This is a genomic window from Methanobrevibacter sp., from assembly GCF_045603845.1.
GTDB lineage: Archaea > Methanobacteriota > Methanobacteria > Methanobacteriales > Methanobacteriaceae > Methanocatella.
Genome location: NZ_JAZUMY010000017.1, coordinates 1 through 17799, shown reverse-complemented (window position 1 = coordinate 17799; position 17799 = coordinate 1). Strand labels below are relative to the sequence as shown.

Below are 17799 nucleotides of genomic sequence, written 5' to 3'. Positions count from 1 at the left end.
TAGAAAAATAGGATAGATTAAAATTAATCTATGAAATTAATGGAAAAAGCTAATGATTCCAGGTAATGATTCCAGCATTGCTTGGATACCTAAAATAAATATGGCGAGTCCGCCTATGAAGTTGATATGCCTTGCATATTTAATGGCTGCCTTTGTACCAAGAGTACCTATCAAAAGCCAACAAACAACGGCTATAAAACTTAAAATTGCCAAACCTACAGGGTTAACACCAGCACCTACACCTTGAGCTGCTAAAATAAGGTTCTCAATGTTTCCAAAAACTAATAATCCTGTGAATTGTTTCAATTCATTAGTCATATTATTCTCCCCTGATAGATTCAATCATTGCCTGTGCACCTAAAATGAAAATTACAAGACCGCCAAAAAAGTCTATGAAATCAACATAATCCAATGCTATTTGAGTTCCAAAGGTTCCAATAGCCAACCACATAGCCACAATGATAATACTTGCAACACCTAATTTAACAGGATTGACACCAGCCACAACCCCTTGTGAGGAAAGAACAAGATTCTCAATATTTCCGAATATAATCAAACCAACAAACGGCAAATATTCCTCCAACATTACTCATCACCATTTTCCCATATCGGAAGGTAACTTCCGAAAAAAGTTTTTTTCACTAAATAGTATTAACATTTAACAATATATAAAACTATCTTTAATTTGAAAGAATATCATCCCATTGGCGAACTCTATCTTCAAGATTATAATCTGATAAAACCTTGTTTAATGCATTTTCTCTAAATTTTAGTCTTAATGACTTATCCAAAATCAGTTTTTCTATTTTTCTAATCCATTCCTCATCATTACCGGCTAAAAAACCGTTTACGCCATCTTCAACCACAGAGTTATAAACGCACATGTCAGAAAAAACACCCGGAATGGCCATAACGGCAAGTTCAATGAACTTCAATTCACTTTTACATTGATTGAATGATGAGTTTTCAAGAGGAACTACAGCAATGTCCCAGTCGACATGTTCAGATAGCCATGGCATGAACTTTTCAAAATCCATGTTGTTGGGTGGAAGTTCTATTGATTTAAACCAATTTTCATCGATATTGTCATCCGCATTGAATCCGCCGATAACCTCAAAATCAAAATCGTATTTTTCTTTTAGTTTTAAAATTACATTTTTTATTAAAAACAGGTCTTTTGAATGAGTTAATGTTCCATAATAACCCAATTTAAGTCTGCCATCGTTTTTAATGTCCTCTTTAATGTCAAAAACAGGATTTACATAATAATTTCTTATGACTTCAGTTTTATTGTCATCAAATCTTGAGGCCAAAGTCGGAGTTGAAACCGTGACAACATCAGCCCTATTAATGAAATTTTCTATTGATTTGGAAACTCTTGTTACATATTCATAAGATGGACTGTTTTTTTCAACACCCAATAAGTCGTCATCAGTTTCATAAATAAGCTTGATACCTAGCTTTTCACATTTTTCACGCAGAACATCCAAAAACGGCAAAATCCTTTGAACAACGACTACATCGAACAATTTGGTTCTTAATATATTGTCTATATCCATCATTACGAAGCTGTCCATTCCATACATGAAAAAAGTATATTTTTCTGACTTGGCCAGCTGAGAAAACAGTGCGTGAAGCCTTATATACGGACATGGAGCTAGATTTTCAAAAGGATCGTTTGTAAATACACCAACACGAATCCTATCCATGTCAATCGGAGCGTCCCTTTGAATATATGGAATCAAGGTTCTTTTATCTGTGATATAAAAGGAATCCAATACTATATTTTCAACCTTTTTTCTCTCGTTTGCAAAGTACTGTTGACAGAGGGGCATTTCAAGTGTATTTATGTAGTTATTGTCTAGGACATTAACCAAATTATTTTTAAAAAAACCGTCTAAAACATAGTCCATAACTGGATAATCGCAATCATAGCTAGACTTATAGAATTCCAGGTTAAAAACATCAGTGACATAACTTTGCTGGGTTTCTAATGAGTCATTAATGCCATAATAAATATAATGCAAAACATAATCTAAATCATTCAAATCACCATGAATCTCGCGATATTTTATTTCATCTATAATATCCAAGCTTTTAATTCTCAAATAAGCTTTGTTATATTGGGAAATCTTTTGAGGATTACCCTTGGACTTTAATGAAATGTACGCCTTAGGATTGTTTTTGATTGATTTGGATAAAAACATATTCTCACTCTTTAATTATATATAATAATTTACATAAAAATAAATTTATGTCATATAAAGTTACTGTTATAATTCCAACATACAATAGTGTTGATTTTCTGGATTCAACTATCTCATCAATTAAAAATCAAAGCATCGGCTTTGAAAACATAGAATTAATAATAATTGATGATTATTCTACAGACGCAACGCAAGAGCTTATAAATAAATATTGTGAAGAATATGATAATATAAAAACATTTGAGTCAGGCCAAAAGACCGGAACTCCCGGAAGAGCAAGAAATATTGGAATTAAAAACAGTACTGCTGACTATATCATGTTCATTGACCATGACGACAAATATTTTCCAGATACAGTGGAAAAGCTATACAATGCAAGCATAAACAATTCCAATGATGTTACCATAGGAAAATTCCAAACTTTTGGTGAAAACAGGATAATATCTGAAGATTGGATAGATAAAGACGTTGTTTTAAATTCAATTGATGAAAACCTGCTGTTTTTTTCAATCAACAATATTTGGAGAATGATATTTCCAAAGGAATTTCTATTAAAAAATGAAATAACGTTTCCGGAAGGAGTTTTTGCTGAAGATCTGACTTTTATGATTGATGCATTTATTAATTCAAACAAAATCGTTTTCATTAATGATATCGTCTATAATTTCAGATTGAGAACCGGAGATAATTCTTCCACTAGCCTGTCTAAAGGTATGCACTATTTAAATGGACTGATAGACGGTTATAAACATACAGTTAAGGTTCTGGAAAAAAATAATGCATGCAAATACTACGATACCATTTTCAACCAGCATTTATCTGTGTGGCTAAGCGATGTGGCGTTAAGTGAAACGATAAGCATTGAAGAAAAGCATGAACTTATAAACAAGTCCATTCCAATGTTTAAACAGCTTAAAACGATTAAGCCATTTCCGGAAAATAATGCAATTAAAAGTATAATACTGCAACTTGTTTCAGACAACGTTGATGAGGCATTTACTCAAATGGGCGATTATCAACTGTTTACCAATAGAATCTTTAATCTGGAAAATGAACTGAAGGGGAAAAATCAGCAAATCGCACATTTACAGACAACAAAAGGCTGGATTAAATACAAAATAAAAAATATAAAACAAAGATTAAAAGGAGAAATCTAATCCTTCAATCTCTTGAAAATTTCATCCCATTGATTGACACGGGATTTCAAGTTGTAATTTTCCAAAATATCCCTGCGAGCATTGTTTACTATACCATTTCTCAAAATAGGATCTTCAATCAACATGGATAATTTATTAACCCATTCATCCTCATTATTGGCTAAAAATCCTGTAACTCCGTCTTCAATAGCTTCGTTATAGACATTCATGTCACTGGCAACTACAGGTATTCCTAAAGCTGAAAACTCTATATATTTAAGCTCGCTTTTACATTTATTAAACTCAGTGTTAACCAGAGGTATAATACCAATGTCCCACTCGGAGTTCTTACCTAACCAGTCATAAAATGTCTTCATTGACATCGGATAATACGGAATTTTCTTAACGGTGAACCAGTCTGACTTTTCATCGATGGATGCTCCTGCTATTTCAAAATTAATGGTAATTCCTTTTTTGGAGAATATATCCTTTAATCTTAAAATGACATTGTGTATAAGCTCCAAATCATTGTCATGCGTTAACGTACCGAAATAACCAATCTTGATGAATTCGTTGCCTCTAAAAGCAAAAGGCTTCAATGGCAGTGAGTCATTAACATAATAATTTTTGATTATCTCAACGTTTTTAAGGCCTAACTTATCAAAACGTTCCTTTAACTCATTTGTACTGACCGTAATCTGATCCACATTAGTTACAAGCTTTTTAATATTATCAAAATTACCTAAAATATAGTTATATGAAGGATTTGCAGGATTAATATCCATGAAATCGTCATCACTTTCATATACAATCTTAATATTATGCTTCTTAGCCTTTTTAAGCAGTATATTTGAATAAGGATTGACCCTTTGAATAACAATCACGTCAAAAATGTGGGCATTAATCATATTATCGATGTCAAGCAAAGGCATTATTTCCTGACCATAAATAAAGAAATGATAATCGCCACTTTCCGCCAGTTTGGAAAATGGAGTGTGAAGCCTGATGTAAGGACATGCATTCATATTATCAAAATTATCCTCTAAAAATACTCCGACTTTAATTGTATCTGTCTTAAACTCCTTATGAGTGACAATATAATCAATCAGCACTTTGGAATCTGTGATATAATGGTTATTGTTTAATTCACTTTTAATACGTTTATTGGCAAACCTGTCCAACTGAACATGGATGTTTTCATTTAAATTAGTTAAAAAGTTAGGGTATTTCCTGTTAAATGGGATTCTGAGCCTAAATCCATCATCAATATAATGAATAAGGGGATCTTTATCACCGATATCCGCTACACTAATGTAATAATACAAATCAAAAATAGGGTCGATATATTTAATTTTATCGTCAATTGAATCTGTTTTTGAACCATTTTCAATGAAATGAAGAACCGGATCGTGACATGGATGAACCTGACCATATACGGTCTCATTCAATATTCCTAAACCTTTAATCATGTCATAAGTTCCAAGTTCGGCCGTCATACTGGTCTTTGAATTTTTAGCTGACTGCAAATAATGATTGTTTTTGACTTTACGAGCCAAATCACCTGCTACCCTTAACGGTTTCGTTAATTTTAAGGAATTGGAGTTGATGAATTCATTATATTCATTTTGAAGAAAGCCAATTCTTCCTGCAGTATCAATTCTATAACCTGCCATTCCCTTTACATCATTTACAAGCAAATACAGTTCTTCTCTTGACAATTCTATTGTATCTCCAAGTTCCATGTTCTCCACATCAACGCCTATTTTAGCTCTTAAGTTATCGCTTGTAATAGGTGTTGTCAAGACGACTTTATGGTGGTAGTTTTGGCCTTCTTTTGCCCAGTATTCATTTTCCCAGTAATAAATACGGCTTACTGAAGGATGAAAATCATTTTTCCAGCATACATAAGCAAAACTGAGCTGATCCTGGTTGGTGTATTTGATATTTTCGTCCCACCAGTCATCCATAAGCTTAACAACATCGGGATGGTTATGCTGTCTGAAAAGCGCTCCCATAACGCCCAGTCCATAATTTTTGGGAAATCCCTGAGAACGGTAATATTCAACCTGTTCTTCCATCACAGCCCTAGGATAACGCGGGATGATTTTTGAAGCCTTATATTCTTCATAAACACAGTCCCTTTCGGTGTGAACAACTACAAGCATTTTTGAATCTGCTTTGATGTTTTTGTATATGTACTCGCGAATGCTTCCTTTAATCTTGAAGGTTCCGTCTAACCAGAAGCTGTACTTATAATCTTTAAGGTACTTATGAGGCAATAGCTTGTATTGCTTTGCTTTTCTATTGTTATCCAGAATAGAATCTTCCATAGGAATTATTTTCCACAAATCTGACTCCAAATCAGGATTGTCAGTAAAACAGATATAATCACAGTTTTCATCAATGACTTCCGGTTCCTTTAATGTATCATAATCTCCTGTGAAAGCCGTATAAATAGCTAATTTATTGTTTTTAATATCTTCAATGGTTTCATCGGCAGGTCCACTAGTATGGTCAAACAGTGGCCTGTTAACATGTTCCTTTGAAAGTTTTTGATATTCCTCATAAATCTCATCATAGCTCATATTATCACAAATACTTCCGGTTAATTAAATTCAATAATTCGTCTGCATAATTCTCTTTAACATCCAGGCAAATATCATATCTTTCATCGTCATTTTCACAAATCAATACCTTAATCAAGTTCAATCTTGAAATAGCCTTATCAATATTATAGTCTTTATCATTTGATATTAATATATCGCAGTCCTCACCGATTTCCAAATTGTTAATGTCCGGGATTAACTTAACATTATAGCCTTTTTCATTGAAATTTCTGGCTATCCCAGATATGAAATCATCATTTTTGGAAACGATTGAAATATCCAGTTTTTTATTGGTTATAAACATGTCATGGTTGAGTTTATCTTTGAATATCTCTTTAAATATGAAGTCTTCCCATTTATTCAAAAAGTACATTATATTCTTGTAGTTAAGCTGATTTTTCTTGTCTTCGTCTTCAATACGCGTGGCGGATTCATGGTGGAACAGTAATGCGAAAGGATTGTAAATTGATTTATAACCTGATTTATAAAGCTTAAATGCAAAATCAATGTCCTCATATCCATAGAAATAATTTTCATCAAGTCCGCCAAGATCAAGATAAACATCTTTTTTAACAAGCAAACATGCTGCAGTGTTTGAAATCACTTCCTTTTCATGATTAACCTCATCTGAAAACAGCAGTGTGGAATACATGTGTTCATGGTAAGGTCCATAGATATAAGGCGTTCTTTCTTCCCTGAATTTTACGCCGGCATGCTGAATGGTGTATGATTTTCCCTGATTTTCAATATCATCATAATAAGGAAAAATCAGTTTCGCTCCAACAGAGCCAACATTATCATTTTTAAGCATGCATCCAACCAACTCATTCAGCCATCCGTAAGTAGGCTCGATGTCATTGTTCAATAAAAGCAAGTATTCGCCGTTGGCTATTTTAGCCGCATCATTATTTCCTTTTGAAAAACTGACATTCTCGGAATTTTCTATAACATTAATATTCAGATCAAGGGAATGGAGATATTCGACTGATTCGTCGCGTGATGCATTATCTACAACGATTATTTCATAATTGGAATAGTTAGTTTTAGAATCGAAATCCTCAAACAGCCTTTGAAGATGTCCGAGGCCGTTTCTGTTTAGAATAATGATTGAAACCAGAGGCTCTGAATCAAATGTGTAATTTGATAAGAATAATTTATTCGTGTCCAATATTTTCTCTTTCCTTAAAACAAAAGGATTTTCATCAATGGTAAATCCTGAATGGCCGTTATCTATATAATGTATTAACGGATTAAGTTTTTTTGATTCTACTTCAGGAAACTCCTGCAAATATCTTTTCAAGTTAAATGACGGGGAAGGGAGTTTGTTTTCCTTATATCCATAAAACAAATAATGGACTAAAGGATCCATTCCGCTTTTTTTAATATGAGGATAAGTCTTTAAATAATATTTTTTATCAAACAGGCCAGAATGCATGATTTTATCATAGCTTTCCTGATAGAGTCTGGCTTTTTGAACATTGAATTTGGATTTAACTAAAAAATCTTTAAAACTAACCATATTAAACACTACTTTACAAAAATTTAAATCTTTTCTGTTTAGATTTATTGTTCAACTCATTAATAATATTATTTTTTTCAGCAAACAAAACTGCAATATCATCATTTGTCATGAATTCCAAGTCAAAATCTATTGTTAAAGTTGAATTTGAATCTTTTTCTATCATATAATTTGGATCTAATGTCGTGAAAATCTGATAATCGTCATTAATCGAATTATCGCAATTTGCATCCAAAACGTTTAAATTATTAATTTTGGATTTGATGAAAGCTCCTTCAACCGGGTCAAAGCGTAAACTGACAATATTTGAAAATCTGCTCAAATCAAAATCCAACCTATTGTTTTTTTGCGGAACATATTCAGCAGATACTTTTGAATCCTCCGTAAAACCATTTCCCTCATCCACATAAACAGTGGCTCGAGATTTAACTTTGGACAATCTGTTATAATACTTATATTTGGCTAAAAACAAATCGCTGGACAATGTCTGCAAGTCCAGGCATTCATCCATATAGAAAGTTGGAAATGACGGGAATAACTCGTTGAAATAAATTAAGTCCTCTTTCGTTATCTTTCCAACCGCATCCTTAAGTTTATCGACTATTAATAACTCATCGGTTACCGGCCAGTTATAATAAAACAGAAAGAACAGTACGTCATTGATAAATTTGATAATTAACAGTTTGATTTGGGAAAAATAATTAGGATAAATATTTTCCAATTCAAATAATGATTTGATTGAAGCGGATAAGTCCAGAAGGTTTTCAACTGCAATGTTTTCCGTTATTGATGAAGAGTTTTTCCTATAAAAATAAGTCGAATCCTTGCTTAAATATATTTTCTTTGCATTTGCCAAAACGGAAGAGGTAACTATATTATCCTCATAAAGGCCTTTGGAATACTTTAAATATTTAAATAAACTTTTATGATAAATCTTATTCCAGGCTGAAGTCAAAAGAAATATTTCAGGAAAATCTGTTATGTCTTCCAGAACCTTATTTTCATCTGCATTCTGATTATGGATGCTAGACGGTTCAATATGGCCATTCTCAGTGAACACTTCCCAATTGTATATTAATAAATCACATCCAGAATCCTTTAATTTATTGATTGAATCCTCATAAGCGTTTAATGAAATAAAATCGTCACTGTCAAGAAAAGTGACAAAATCTGTTGTGGCATGGGAAAGACCTACATTTCTGCTTAAGCCCAAACCCTTATTCCTTTCATTGGTTATTACTTTAATTGAAGGATATTTCTTACAATACTGATTGACAATGTCCATACTGTTGTCCGGAGTTGCATCATTAACAATTATTACTTCAATATTATCGATACCCAGGCTTTGGTTGACAACGCAATCCAAACACTGGCCGATATATTTCTCAACGTTATAAACCGGAATAACAACACTTATTTCATAACTCATAATTTCACGAATCTTTTAAATATGCCTTCAGAGGAATCCTTATTATTTAACTGCTGTTTTAATGATTCATTTTCAGCCCTTAATTCATTAGATAAAGTTTCAAAATGCTTTGCTAAAAATTCATAGTTTCCTTTTTCATAATTCAAATCAAAAATCTCATAATTGTTTGAAACTGATATGGCTTTGTAAAATGATTGGTCTTCATAATGCCATCCATCAAAATTATCCACATCACCCAACTCGAAATCATCATAATGCTGCTTCATAGAATCCAAAAATTTATTTTTAAGCTCAATCTGCAATCTCAAATAGACATACTTTAAATTTACAATAATAAACAGCAGCCAATCCTTTTTAACCTTGTCATAGATATCTGAATCAATCAGGTTGTTTTTGGTTGACTCCAGAATATTAAATATGTCAAATGAGCCTTCATCCCCGCTGGTTGAAATGGACTGTTCCCTTATACGATATGAATAGAGGTATTCTGGCAATACTGACACTTTTTTAGCCTTCAGGAATACTTTATAGAAAAATTCCAAATCCTCATAATAGGAGCCGTGCAGGAACTGGGCGTCTAAATCATTGATAAATGAAGTCTTATACAGTTTGTTGAATGGAGCATGTGATATTTTGAAAAGAATATCTAAAACATCATAGTAATTGAAGTTTCCGGTGTAAAAAGAAGGGTCGATTACATCCAAATTAGTAAATGAGCTTTCACTGAATTCACCGGAGTCTTCATTATAAAATTTAAATTTAAACATTGTAATGTCGGAATCAAAGCCTTTGACATGGTCATACAATAATTCCAATGCGTTTTCCTCCAACCAGTCATCAGAATCAACGAATAGAATATAATCTCCCTGAACTTCCTTAATTCCGGAATTGCGGGCACCGCTTAAACCCTGATTTTCCTGGCTTATTATTCTAAATCTGGAATCTGTCAAAGCATATCCTTCAAGAATACCTAAAGATAAATCAGTAGACCCGTCATTTACGCAAATAACCTCAAAATCTTTAAATGTTTGATTGACTAAGCTATCCAAACATTTTCTAAGGTAATTTGCAACGTTATAAACAGGCAAAACCACTGAAATCTTTACGCTCATATCCTCACCATTCATTTGTTTCCATACATCTTTTCATAGTATTGCTGGTATTCGCCGCTTTTAACTTGATCCATCCAGTCCTGATTGTCTAGATACCATTGGATGGTTTCCTTGATTCCTGTTTCGAATGTGTATTTCGGTTCCCATCCGAGTTCGTTGCGTATTTTATCGGCGTCTATTGCGTATCTTCTGTCGTGTCCTAGACGGTCTGCGACGAATTCTATTAATGATTCATCTTTTCCCAATGCTTCAAGTATTAGCTTTACGATTTGGATGTTCTGTCTTTCGTTGTGTCCGCCAATGTTATAGACTTCTCCTAGTTTTCCTTCATGTAATACCAGATCTATTGCCTGGCAGTGGTCGTATACGTGTAACCAGTCACGGATGTTTTTTCCGTCACCATAAATCGGCAGTTTTTTGTCTTCGAGTGCATTGGATATCATTAAAGGTATAAGTTTTTCCGGGAACTGATAAGGACCGTAGTTATTTGAGCATCTTGTGATGTTTATTGGCAGGTCGAATGTTTCATAATATGCCCTTGTTATCAGGTCTCCTCCGGCTTTTGATGCGGAGTATGGGCTGTTAGGCTGTAGAGGAGTTGTTTCTGTGAAGTATCCTGTTTCGCCTAATGTTCCGTAAACCTCATCGGTTGAAATCTGGATGTATTTTTCAACTCCGAACTCCTTGGCGGCGTTCAATAGAACCTGTGTTCCCAAAACATTTGATTTTATGAAAATTTCAGGATCAGTTATGCTTCTGTCAACATGGCTTTCGGCAGCGAAATTAATGACATAATCTGATTTGGAAACCAAATCATCAACCAGTTCCTTATCACGGATATCTCCCTTGACAAAGGTATAATTATCCATATCTTCAATGTCTTTCAGGTTTTCTAAGTTTCCACAGTAAGTCAAGGCATCCAGATTAATGATATCGTAATCAGAATACTTATCCAACATATACTTAACGAAATTGCTACCGATGAATCCTGCTCCACCGGTGATTAAAATTGAACTCATAAATAAAACACCCTAATATTTGATTTGTGATTCTGCCAAGGTAGGCCATTGCTTATCCTTATCTGAAAATATCAATTCATCAATGTCATCAATTGGCCATTCTATACCAATATCCGGATCATTCCAAATAATTCCGCCTTCATCCTCGCCATGATAAAACTCAGTGCACTTGTAAACAAACTCAGCCTCATCGGACAAAACAACAAATCCGTGGGCAAAGCATGGCGGAATATAGAGCTGTTTTTTGTTCTCATCAGATAAAATAGCTCCAAACCATTTTCCGTAAGTAGGCGAGTCAGCACGTAAATCTACTCCAACATCAAAAACTTCCCCTTTAATTACACGAACAAGCTTACCCTGAGGATACTTCAACTGCAAATGCAGACCTCTTAATACACCTTTAGTGGATTTGGACTGATTATCCTGAACAAAAGTCAAGTCATAACCGGCTTCCTTAAAGTCATTTTCATGATATGTTTCCATGAAATAACCACGGTTATCACCGAAAACGGCAGGCTCCACCAAAAACATGCCTTCAATATCACATTCAGTAAATTTAAATTGACCCATAAATATTAATCCTCCTTAACCAAATTAAACAAGTATTGACCATAATCCGTCTTTTTAAGCTCTTCAGCAGTTTTTAAAAGTTGCTCATCATTAATGTAACCTTTATTGTATGCAATCTCTTCCAAACATGCAATGTACAGGCTTTGTCTTTTTTGAACAGTTTCAATGAAATTAGCCGCTTCCAAAAGACCGGCATGAGTTCCCGTATCAAGCCAGGCCATTCCACGACCCAAGAGTTCCACTTTCAACTTTCCACGGTTTAAGTATTCTTCATTGACTGAAGTAATTTCAACTTCACCCCTTTCGGAAGGTTCGACATTTTTAGCAATCTCAATTACATCATTGTCATAGAAGTACAAACCTGGGACAATATAATTGGATTTAGGTTTTTGCGGTTTTTCCTCAACGGACAATACATTCCATTCATCATCAAACTCAACAACACCAAAGGCCTCAGGATTTTTAGTATAGTAACCAAAAATAACCGCACCCTCTTCAAGACTTGTTGCTCTTTCCAATATCTCTGTAAACCTGTGTCCGTGGAAAATGTTATCTCCTAAAATTAATGCAACATTATCATCACCAATGAAGTCCTCACCAACGATAAATGCTTCAGCAAGACCGTTAGGATGTTCCTGAACAGCATACTCAAATCTAATACCTAAAGAAGAACCGTCACCCAGCAAATCCTTATACATAGGCAAATCCCTAGGAGTAGAAATAATCAAAATTTCCTTAATTCCTGCAAGCATAAGAACAGAAATAGGATAATAAATCATCGGCTTATCATACAACGGCAACAACTGCTTAGAAACTGCCTTAGTAATAGGATACAAACGAGTTCCAGAACCTCCAGCAAGCACAATACCTTTCATAAAAATCACTTAAAAATATTATATATGAGTTATTTTTGTAACTAATAATTAATTAAAATAACTATTGAAAATGAAATTGAAAAATAGAAAATTAAATTTCAAGGTTTGCAAGTTCTTCTTCAGATGCCTTTTTAGCCGCTTCAACATAAGCGTCACAAACATCCCTGGTCAAACCGTCCATGACAACCTTTCCATGGTCAAGCCATATTACCCTATTGCACATTGATCTTATTGTACCGACAGAGTGAGAAACAAGCAATACGGTAGTACCTGTATTCATCATTGATTTTAGCTTATCTCCACTTTTTTTCTGGAATCTTACATCTCCAACAGAGAGAATTTCATCCAAAATCAATATTTCCGGTTCAACGAGAGTAGCTACAGCAAAACCTAACTTAGCTATCATACCTGAAGAATAGTTTTTGATTGGAAGTTCCATGAATTCTTCCAATTCGGAAAACTTAACGATTTCATCATATTTGCCTTCCAGGAATTCTCTGGAATAACCTAAAATAGCTCCATTCAAGAAAACGTTTTCTCTTCCACTGTAATTATGGTCAAAACCCGCACCCAATTCAAGAAGAGGAGCAACCTTACCGTTAATATGAATAGAACCGGAAGAAGGCCTTAGCACTCCAGACAATATCTTTAAAAGGGTACTTTTACCGGCACCGTTAAAACCGATGATTCCAACACGTTCGCCTTTATTAACAGTGAATGAAACATCTTTTAATGCTTGGAATTTAGATTTAGGTTTTAATTCACGTTTAACCCATTTAATAGCATATTCCTTTAAATTATCGACTTTTTCTTGAGCCTTTTGGAATTCACGGCTGACATTATTTACTTCAATGACAACCTCTTTATTGAGCATTTGGTAATCATCATCATCATCAAGCTGGCTTTTCCATTTGAGAAGGGACTCTTCGTAAACATTCGGTTCATGCTCATAACCTTCCGGATGAACATCAACATAGAAATGAGCGCCTGTTCCGGTGAATTCATTATAGGCCGAAAGTTCCTTAAATCCTTCGCCTACGCATTTCAATTCCAGTCTTAAACGACTCATTCCTCTTCCCTTAACACCGGTGTGCCATAAAAGATTATCCAAATCAATTTTATCATCATCATATAAGATTTCCTTATCTGCAACAAGCCTGTCGAAATCGAACCTGTCCTCTTCGTAGTCTATGTCATTAACGTCAACTTTTCCCTTTTTATCGGAAGCGAAAAAGTGATTTACAACTTCCAAACCATCAGGAATATTGATTTTAACGTCCTGAGGGTTTTTATTGATACCGTTGAAATTGTTAAACAGAATTGTATAGATAAAAGTTTCTCCGATAGATTTGATTAATGGCTTTTCCTTGACAGGGAATCCTTCACCATTGAGACTTCCTATGACAAAACGCTGCTCATCATAATTGACTGTTATTCTTATAAAGTCAAAAAGCAAATCTCCTGAAAATTCACTGGTATTTTCATCGAATGTAACCTCTACTCCAAAATCTGGACTGTTAAGTTCGGATGGAGAAATCCTGCTTCCATCAAATAATACTGATCTCTCAATTGGAGACACTGTAGGCGCATAAAGAGGTTTTGATTCACAGTCATCCTTAATATTAACTAACTTTACAACAGGAGGTTCCAGTTCAACACTGTTTTGAGAGGAATCTCTGTGAAAATCCAGTCTTATGTCAATGGCCTGAATATTAGAATCAACCGGAATATTAAATTTAAAATCACTTACAATAAATGAATTTGGCTTTTGATTAGGAGACAATGAACAACATGCGAGTGATTCCCAATCATCAATTAAAACATTATCTAAATCTTTCCATTCTCCATCATCAGCTGAAGAAATTTGTTTTGTATCTCTAGGATATCTCATTTGGGTTGACATTAAGTTCCTCCTTAAATATTAATTACAAATTCATCTTGATATTTATAAAACAGGTAAACACCTATTATAAGAGCAATTATTGACGTTATTATCAGGTATAATAAAAATTTGGTTTGGGGAAATGCTCCATAAAGAACAATATCCCTGAAGCTTGAAACAGCAGCATAAAGCGGATTGATCTTAAAGAAGAATAAAAACTGTTCCGGAATAATCTCAATCGGATAAAACAATGGAGTCATGAATGATAAAAGCATTGTCAATACACCATAGAGGTATTTAATATCCGTAAAGAATGTTGTTGCCGTAGCCAGGATTAAACCTACTCCCATTGTTAATACAAGCAAGAAGAACAATGGAATTGGAGAATACAATAATGAGAGATAGAACGGAGCTCCAGTAACAAACATCACTGCAACCAACACGACAAGAGAAATCAGGAAGTTAATGAACTCAGAACATACTATACCGACTGCAAACATATATTTTGGAACATAAATCTTTTTAATAATCTCTGAATTTCCCTTAATGGAATCCATAGCTCCAGTAGTAGCATTTGCAAATAAATCAAATACTAATTTACCGCTTAATAAATAAACAGGGAAATTTTCAATAGTCCTTCCAAAAAATGTGGAAAATACAATTGTCAATACAATCATGGATAACAACGGATTCAAAAAACTCCAGAATAAACCTAAAGTGGAATCTTTATATTTACCACTGATATCCCTTTTGATAAGTTCTGTAAGTAAAAAACTGTAATTTCTAAATGTATTCCAATGATTTTTAAAGTCAAACATTAATAAATCAAATCCACAAATTAATTTTTAAAAGTAAATCTTAATTTAATAATTTGAAAAGGATAATATAAAAATATTACCTTTTAATAAATAAAATTTAAAAAAGAATTAGCCTCAGATGCATCAATAAAAGTATCGATTATGTCCAAAGACACATGATTCTTATTTTTAAGCCTTATTTCAGTGGGAACACCAATGTCAGTCAGACAGTCATATAGTGCATCTAGATTATTACCATAATAATCCGGGAAATCAAAAACTTTTTTTAAATATTTATGTCCATCCTTTTTTATTGATTTACCGTCAATTTCGATAATTTTCATGTAAAACACCTAAATTAATTCAACAAAAGAGCTGTAATGGTCATTTGTATAGTAAACCCTATAATCTCCTGTGTTGAACACTATTCTTTCTGCTCCACGACTAGTTCCGTTGGCGTTGATGTCACATTCTATGTATTTGTCAGAGCTTTTCGGGAGAATTCCCTGCCTGTTGGTGAATGTGTCTCCACCTATGCTTTTTCCGGGAGCGTACTTTTTAAGCGGTCCACCGCTCCAGCCTAAAGCCTTAGCATCATTTTTAGTTATATAATTACTAGGAAGCTTATGATATTCCTTTATATATGCTGCCACTTCATTAACTGTACAATATTGACCGTTCTCACTAATATCAGTTTTATTAATGGAAACCTTATCAATATCGGCAGATGAAATGACAGATAAACCTGCAAAAATAGCTATTATGAAAATAGCCACTACAAAAATTAAACGTTTATCCATAAAATCACTTAATCAAATTAATATATTCAACAATAGCTTCTTTATAGCTTCTTAAAGGTTCAAAACCATTTTCAATCCATTTTTTATTTTCCAAAACTGAATATGAAGGTCTAGGTGCTGGCCTTGCAAACTCGGATGCGGTTACCGGAGTTACCATAACATCGACGCCGGCCACTTCAAAGATATACTTTGCAAAATCAAACCATGAACAGCTGTCTGAGTTAGTAATGTGATAGATTCCATAATAATCCGTATCAATCAGCTGGCCAATAGCTTTAGCCAAATCCAATGTATATGTAGGACATCCCACTTCATCAGTCACCACAGTTATTTCAGGATGACTTTTGGCTAGCTCCAACATTGTTTTAGGGAAATTGCCGCCATTGACACCATATAGCCATGCAGTTCTTACAATGAAGAACTTATCCAAAATTTCCTGGATTGCAACTTCGCCTTCAAGTTTACTTTTACCGTAAACGCTAATAGGACCAATTTCATCGTCTTCAACCCAAGGCCTTGTATTTTTACCGTTGAATACATAATCTGTACTTACATGGACAAGTGGGCAGTCAACTTCCTTACATCCAAGCGCCAAATTTCTAGGACCTTCACCATTAACCGCAAAAGCCAAATCGGTGTTTTCCTCACAGCCATCTACATTTGTATAAGCGGCTGAGTTGATAACGATATCCGGCTTGTTTTCCTTAATGAAGTCAATAGTGTGCTCTTTATCTGTAATGTCTAATGAACTAGATGTTGTTAAGATCAATTCATGATTGTCTTCCAGAACCCTGATTAAATCATGGCCTAACATTCCATTAGACCCCGTTATTAAAATTTTCATTTTATCCCCAAATATTTATTATATTAATTAGATATATCTATATTGATATTTAAAATTAAATGGGGTTTTAATATGAAAGTGTGTATTATAGGACAAGGTTATATTGGACTGCCAACCGCTGCATTATTCGCCAGAAATCACTGCGAGGTAGTTGGCGTTGATGTAAATGAGAAAATTATTGACAATTTAAACAATGGAATCATTCACATCGAAGAACCTGGAATATCCGATATTATTAAAAAAGCTTTAGAACTGAATGTATATAAAGCATCCATGAAGCCTGAAAAAGCTGATGCATTTATTATTACCGTGCCGACCCCATATATTGTTGAAAACTACAGCTGTGATTTGAGCTATGTAATCAGCGCATGTGAATCAATAATTCCTTATCTTGAAAAGGGAAATACCGTAATTATCGAATCCACAATAGCTCCAATGTCAACAGACGATGTTATAAAGCCTATTTTTGAAAAGGCAGGTTATACCATTGGTAAGGATTTGTATCTTGCACATTGTCCTGAAAGGGTTTTGCCTGGAAAAATCATTGACGAGCTGATTCACAATGACCGTATAATCGGAGGAATAACACCGCAATGTTCCATAAAGGCAAGTGAAGTCTATGGCCAATTCGTGGAAGGCGAATTAATGCTGACTGAAGCGAAAACCGCTGAATTGTCAAAATGTATGGAAAATACATTCAGAGACGTTAACATAGCCCTTGCAAATGAACTTGCTAAAATATGTGCTGAAATTGGTGTTAATGCTCTTGACGTTATTAAAATGGCAAATAAACATCCAAGAGTAAATCTTCACTCCCCCGGACCAGGTGTCGGAGGGCACTGCCTTGCAATAGACCCATACTTCATTTATGCAAAAGCACCTGACACTGCAAAAATCATAAAGCTAGCAAGAGACACCAACAACTCAATGCCAGAGTTTGTATGTGATTATACAAGAAAAATAATTAAAAAAGGTAAAATAGCTATTCTGGGCGTTTCATATA

Annotated in this window: 17 protein-coding genes; 2 read left to right on the top strand and 15 right to left on the bottom strand. The window is 34.1% G+C overall.

The window, feature by feature from the left end:
- Positions 1-36: 36 nt before the first annotated feature.
- The 3 genes from ACKI2W_RS01955 to ACKI2W_RS01945 all read right to left on the bottom strand — a co-directional run bounded on the left by ACKI2W_RS01955 (position 37) and on the right by ACKI2W_RS01945 (position 2207).
- Positions 37-318, bottom strand: coding sequence for a hypothetical protein (locus ACKI2W_RS01955; RefSeq protein WP_407378855.1), 282 nt, complete (start codon positions 316-318; stop codon positions 37-39).
- Position 319: 1 nt separating this feature from the next.
- A complete protein-coding gene (locus ACKI2W_RS01950; protein ID WP_407378854.1) occupies positions 320-586 on the bottom strand; it encodes a hypothetical protein in 267 nt (88 codons plus the stop codon).
- Between the two features lie 94 nt (positions 587-680).
- Positions 681-2207, bottom strand: a complete 1527-nt coding sequence (locus ACKI2W_RS01945) for a glycosyltransferase (RefSeq protein ID WP_407378853.1) — start codon at positions 2205-2207, stop codon at positions 681-683.
- Between the two features lie 47 nt (positions 2208-2254).
- Here ACKI2W_RS01945 and ACKI2W_RS01940 point away from each other — a divergent pair, with 47 nt between their 5' ends.
- Positions 2255-3364 carry a glycosyltransferase family 2 protein gene (locus ACKI2W_RS01940; RefSeq protein ID WP_407378852.1) on the top strand — a complete coding sequence of 370 codons (1110 nt, stop codon included), beginning with the start codon at positions 2255-2257 and terminating at the stop codon, positions 3362-3364.
- On the opposite strand, the gene ACKI2W_RS01935 is transcribed toward ACKI2W_RS01940, so the two are convergent.
- The 12 genes from ACKI2W_RS01935 to rfbD form a co-directional block, all read right to left on the bottom strand.
- Positions 3361-5928 (bottom strand): glycosyltransferase domain-containing protein, encoded by a 2568-nt coding sequence (locus ACKI2W_RS01935; protein WP_407378851.1) that lies wholly within the window; start codon positions 5926-5928, stop codon positions 3361-3363. The genes ACKI2W_RS01940 and ACKI2W_RS01935 overlap by 4 nt on opposite strands.
- A 4-nt stretch (positions 5929-5932) precedes the next feature.
- On the bottom strand, positions 5933-7468 hold the full coding sequence (locus tag ACKI2W_RS01930; protein ID WP_407378850.1) for a glycosyltransferase family 2 protein: 1536 nt from the start codon (positions 7466-7468) through the stop codon (positions 5933-5935).
- A gap of 13 nt (positions 7469-7481) precedes the next feature.
- The gene (locus tag ACKI2W_RS01925; RefSeq protein ID WP_407378849.1) at positions 7482-8897 is read right to left on the bottom strand and encodes a glycosyltransferase family 2 protein; all 1416 of its coding nucleotides are present in this window, start codon (positions 8895-8897) and stop codon (positions 7482-7484) included.
- A complete protein-coding gene (locus ACKI2W_RS01920) occupies positions 8894-10009 on the bottom strand; it encodes a glycosyltransferase family 2 protein (protein ID WP_407378848.1) in 1116 nt (371 codons plus the stop codon). Before ACKI2W_RS01920 ends, ACKI2W_RS01925 begins: the two co-directional genes overlap by 4 nt.
- An 11-nt stretch (positions 10010-10020) precedes the next feature.
- The gene (gene rfbB, locus ACKI2W_RS01915; RefSeq protein ID WP_407378847.1) at positions 10021-11028 is read right to left on the bottom strand and encodes a dTDP-glucose 4,6-dehydratase; all 1008 of its coding nucleotides are present in this window, start codon (positions 11026-11028) and stop codon (positions 10021-10023) included.
- A gap of 12 nt (positions 11029-11040) precedes the next feature.
- Positions 11041-11598 carry a dTDP-4-dehydrorhamnose 3,5-epimerase gene (gene rfbC / locus ACKI2W_RS01910; protein WP_407378846.1) on the bottom strand — a complete coding sequence of 186 codons (558 nt, stop codon included), beginning with the start codon at positions 11596-11598 and terminating at the stop codon, positions 11041-11043.
- Positions 11599-11603: 5 nt separating this feature from the next.
- Positions 11604-12473 (bottom strand): glucose-1-phosphate thymidylyltransferase RfbA, encoded by an 870-nt coding sequence (gene rfbA, locus ACKI2W_RS01905; protein ID WP_407378845.1) that lies wholly within the window; start codon positions 12471-12473, stop codon positions 11604-11606.
- Positions 12474-12564: 91 nt separating this feature from the next.
- Positions 12565-14376, bottom strand: coding sequence for an ABC transporter ATP-binding protein (locus ACKI2W_RS01900; RefSeq protein ID WP_407378844.1), 1812 nt, complete (start codon positions 14374-14376; stop codon positions 12565-12567).
- An 11-nt stretch (positions 14377-14387) separates the two neighbouring features.
- Positions 14388-15173 carry an ABC transporter permease gene (locus ACKI2W_RS01895; protein WP_407378843.1) on the bottom strand — a complete coding sequence of 262 codons (786 nt, stop codon included), beginning with the start codon at positions 15171-15173 and terminating at the stop codon, positions 14388-14390.
- 83 nt (positions 15174-15256) lie between these two features.
- On the bottom strand, positions 15257-15496 hold the full coding sequence (locus ACKI2W_RS01890) for a barstar family protein (RefSeq protein WP_407378842.1): 240 nt from the start codon (positions 15494-15496) through the stop codon (positions 15257-15259).
- Positions 15497-15505: 9 nt separating this feature from the next.
- The gene (locus tag ACKI2W_RS01885; RefSeq protein WP_407378841.1) at positions 15506-15952 is read right to left on the bottom strand and encodes a ribonuclease domain-containing protein; all 447 of its coding nucleotides are present in this window, start codon (positions 15950-15952) and stop codon (positions 15506-15508) included.
- Between the two features lie 4 nt (positions 15953-15956).
- On the bottom strand, positions 15957-16796 hold the full coding sequence (rfbD, locus tag ACKI2W_RS01880; protein ID WP_407378840.1) for a dTDP-4-dehydrorhamnose reductase: 840 nt from the start codon (positions 16794-16796) through the stop codon (positions 15957-15959).
- A gap of 72 nt (positions 16797-16868) precedes the next feature.
- Here rfbD and ACKI2W_RS01875 point away from each other — a divergent pair.
- Positions 16869-17799: nucleotide sugar dehydrogenase (locus ACKI2W_RS01875; protein ID WP_407378839.1), on the top strand; the 931-nt coding region annotated here is incomplete at its 3' end.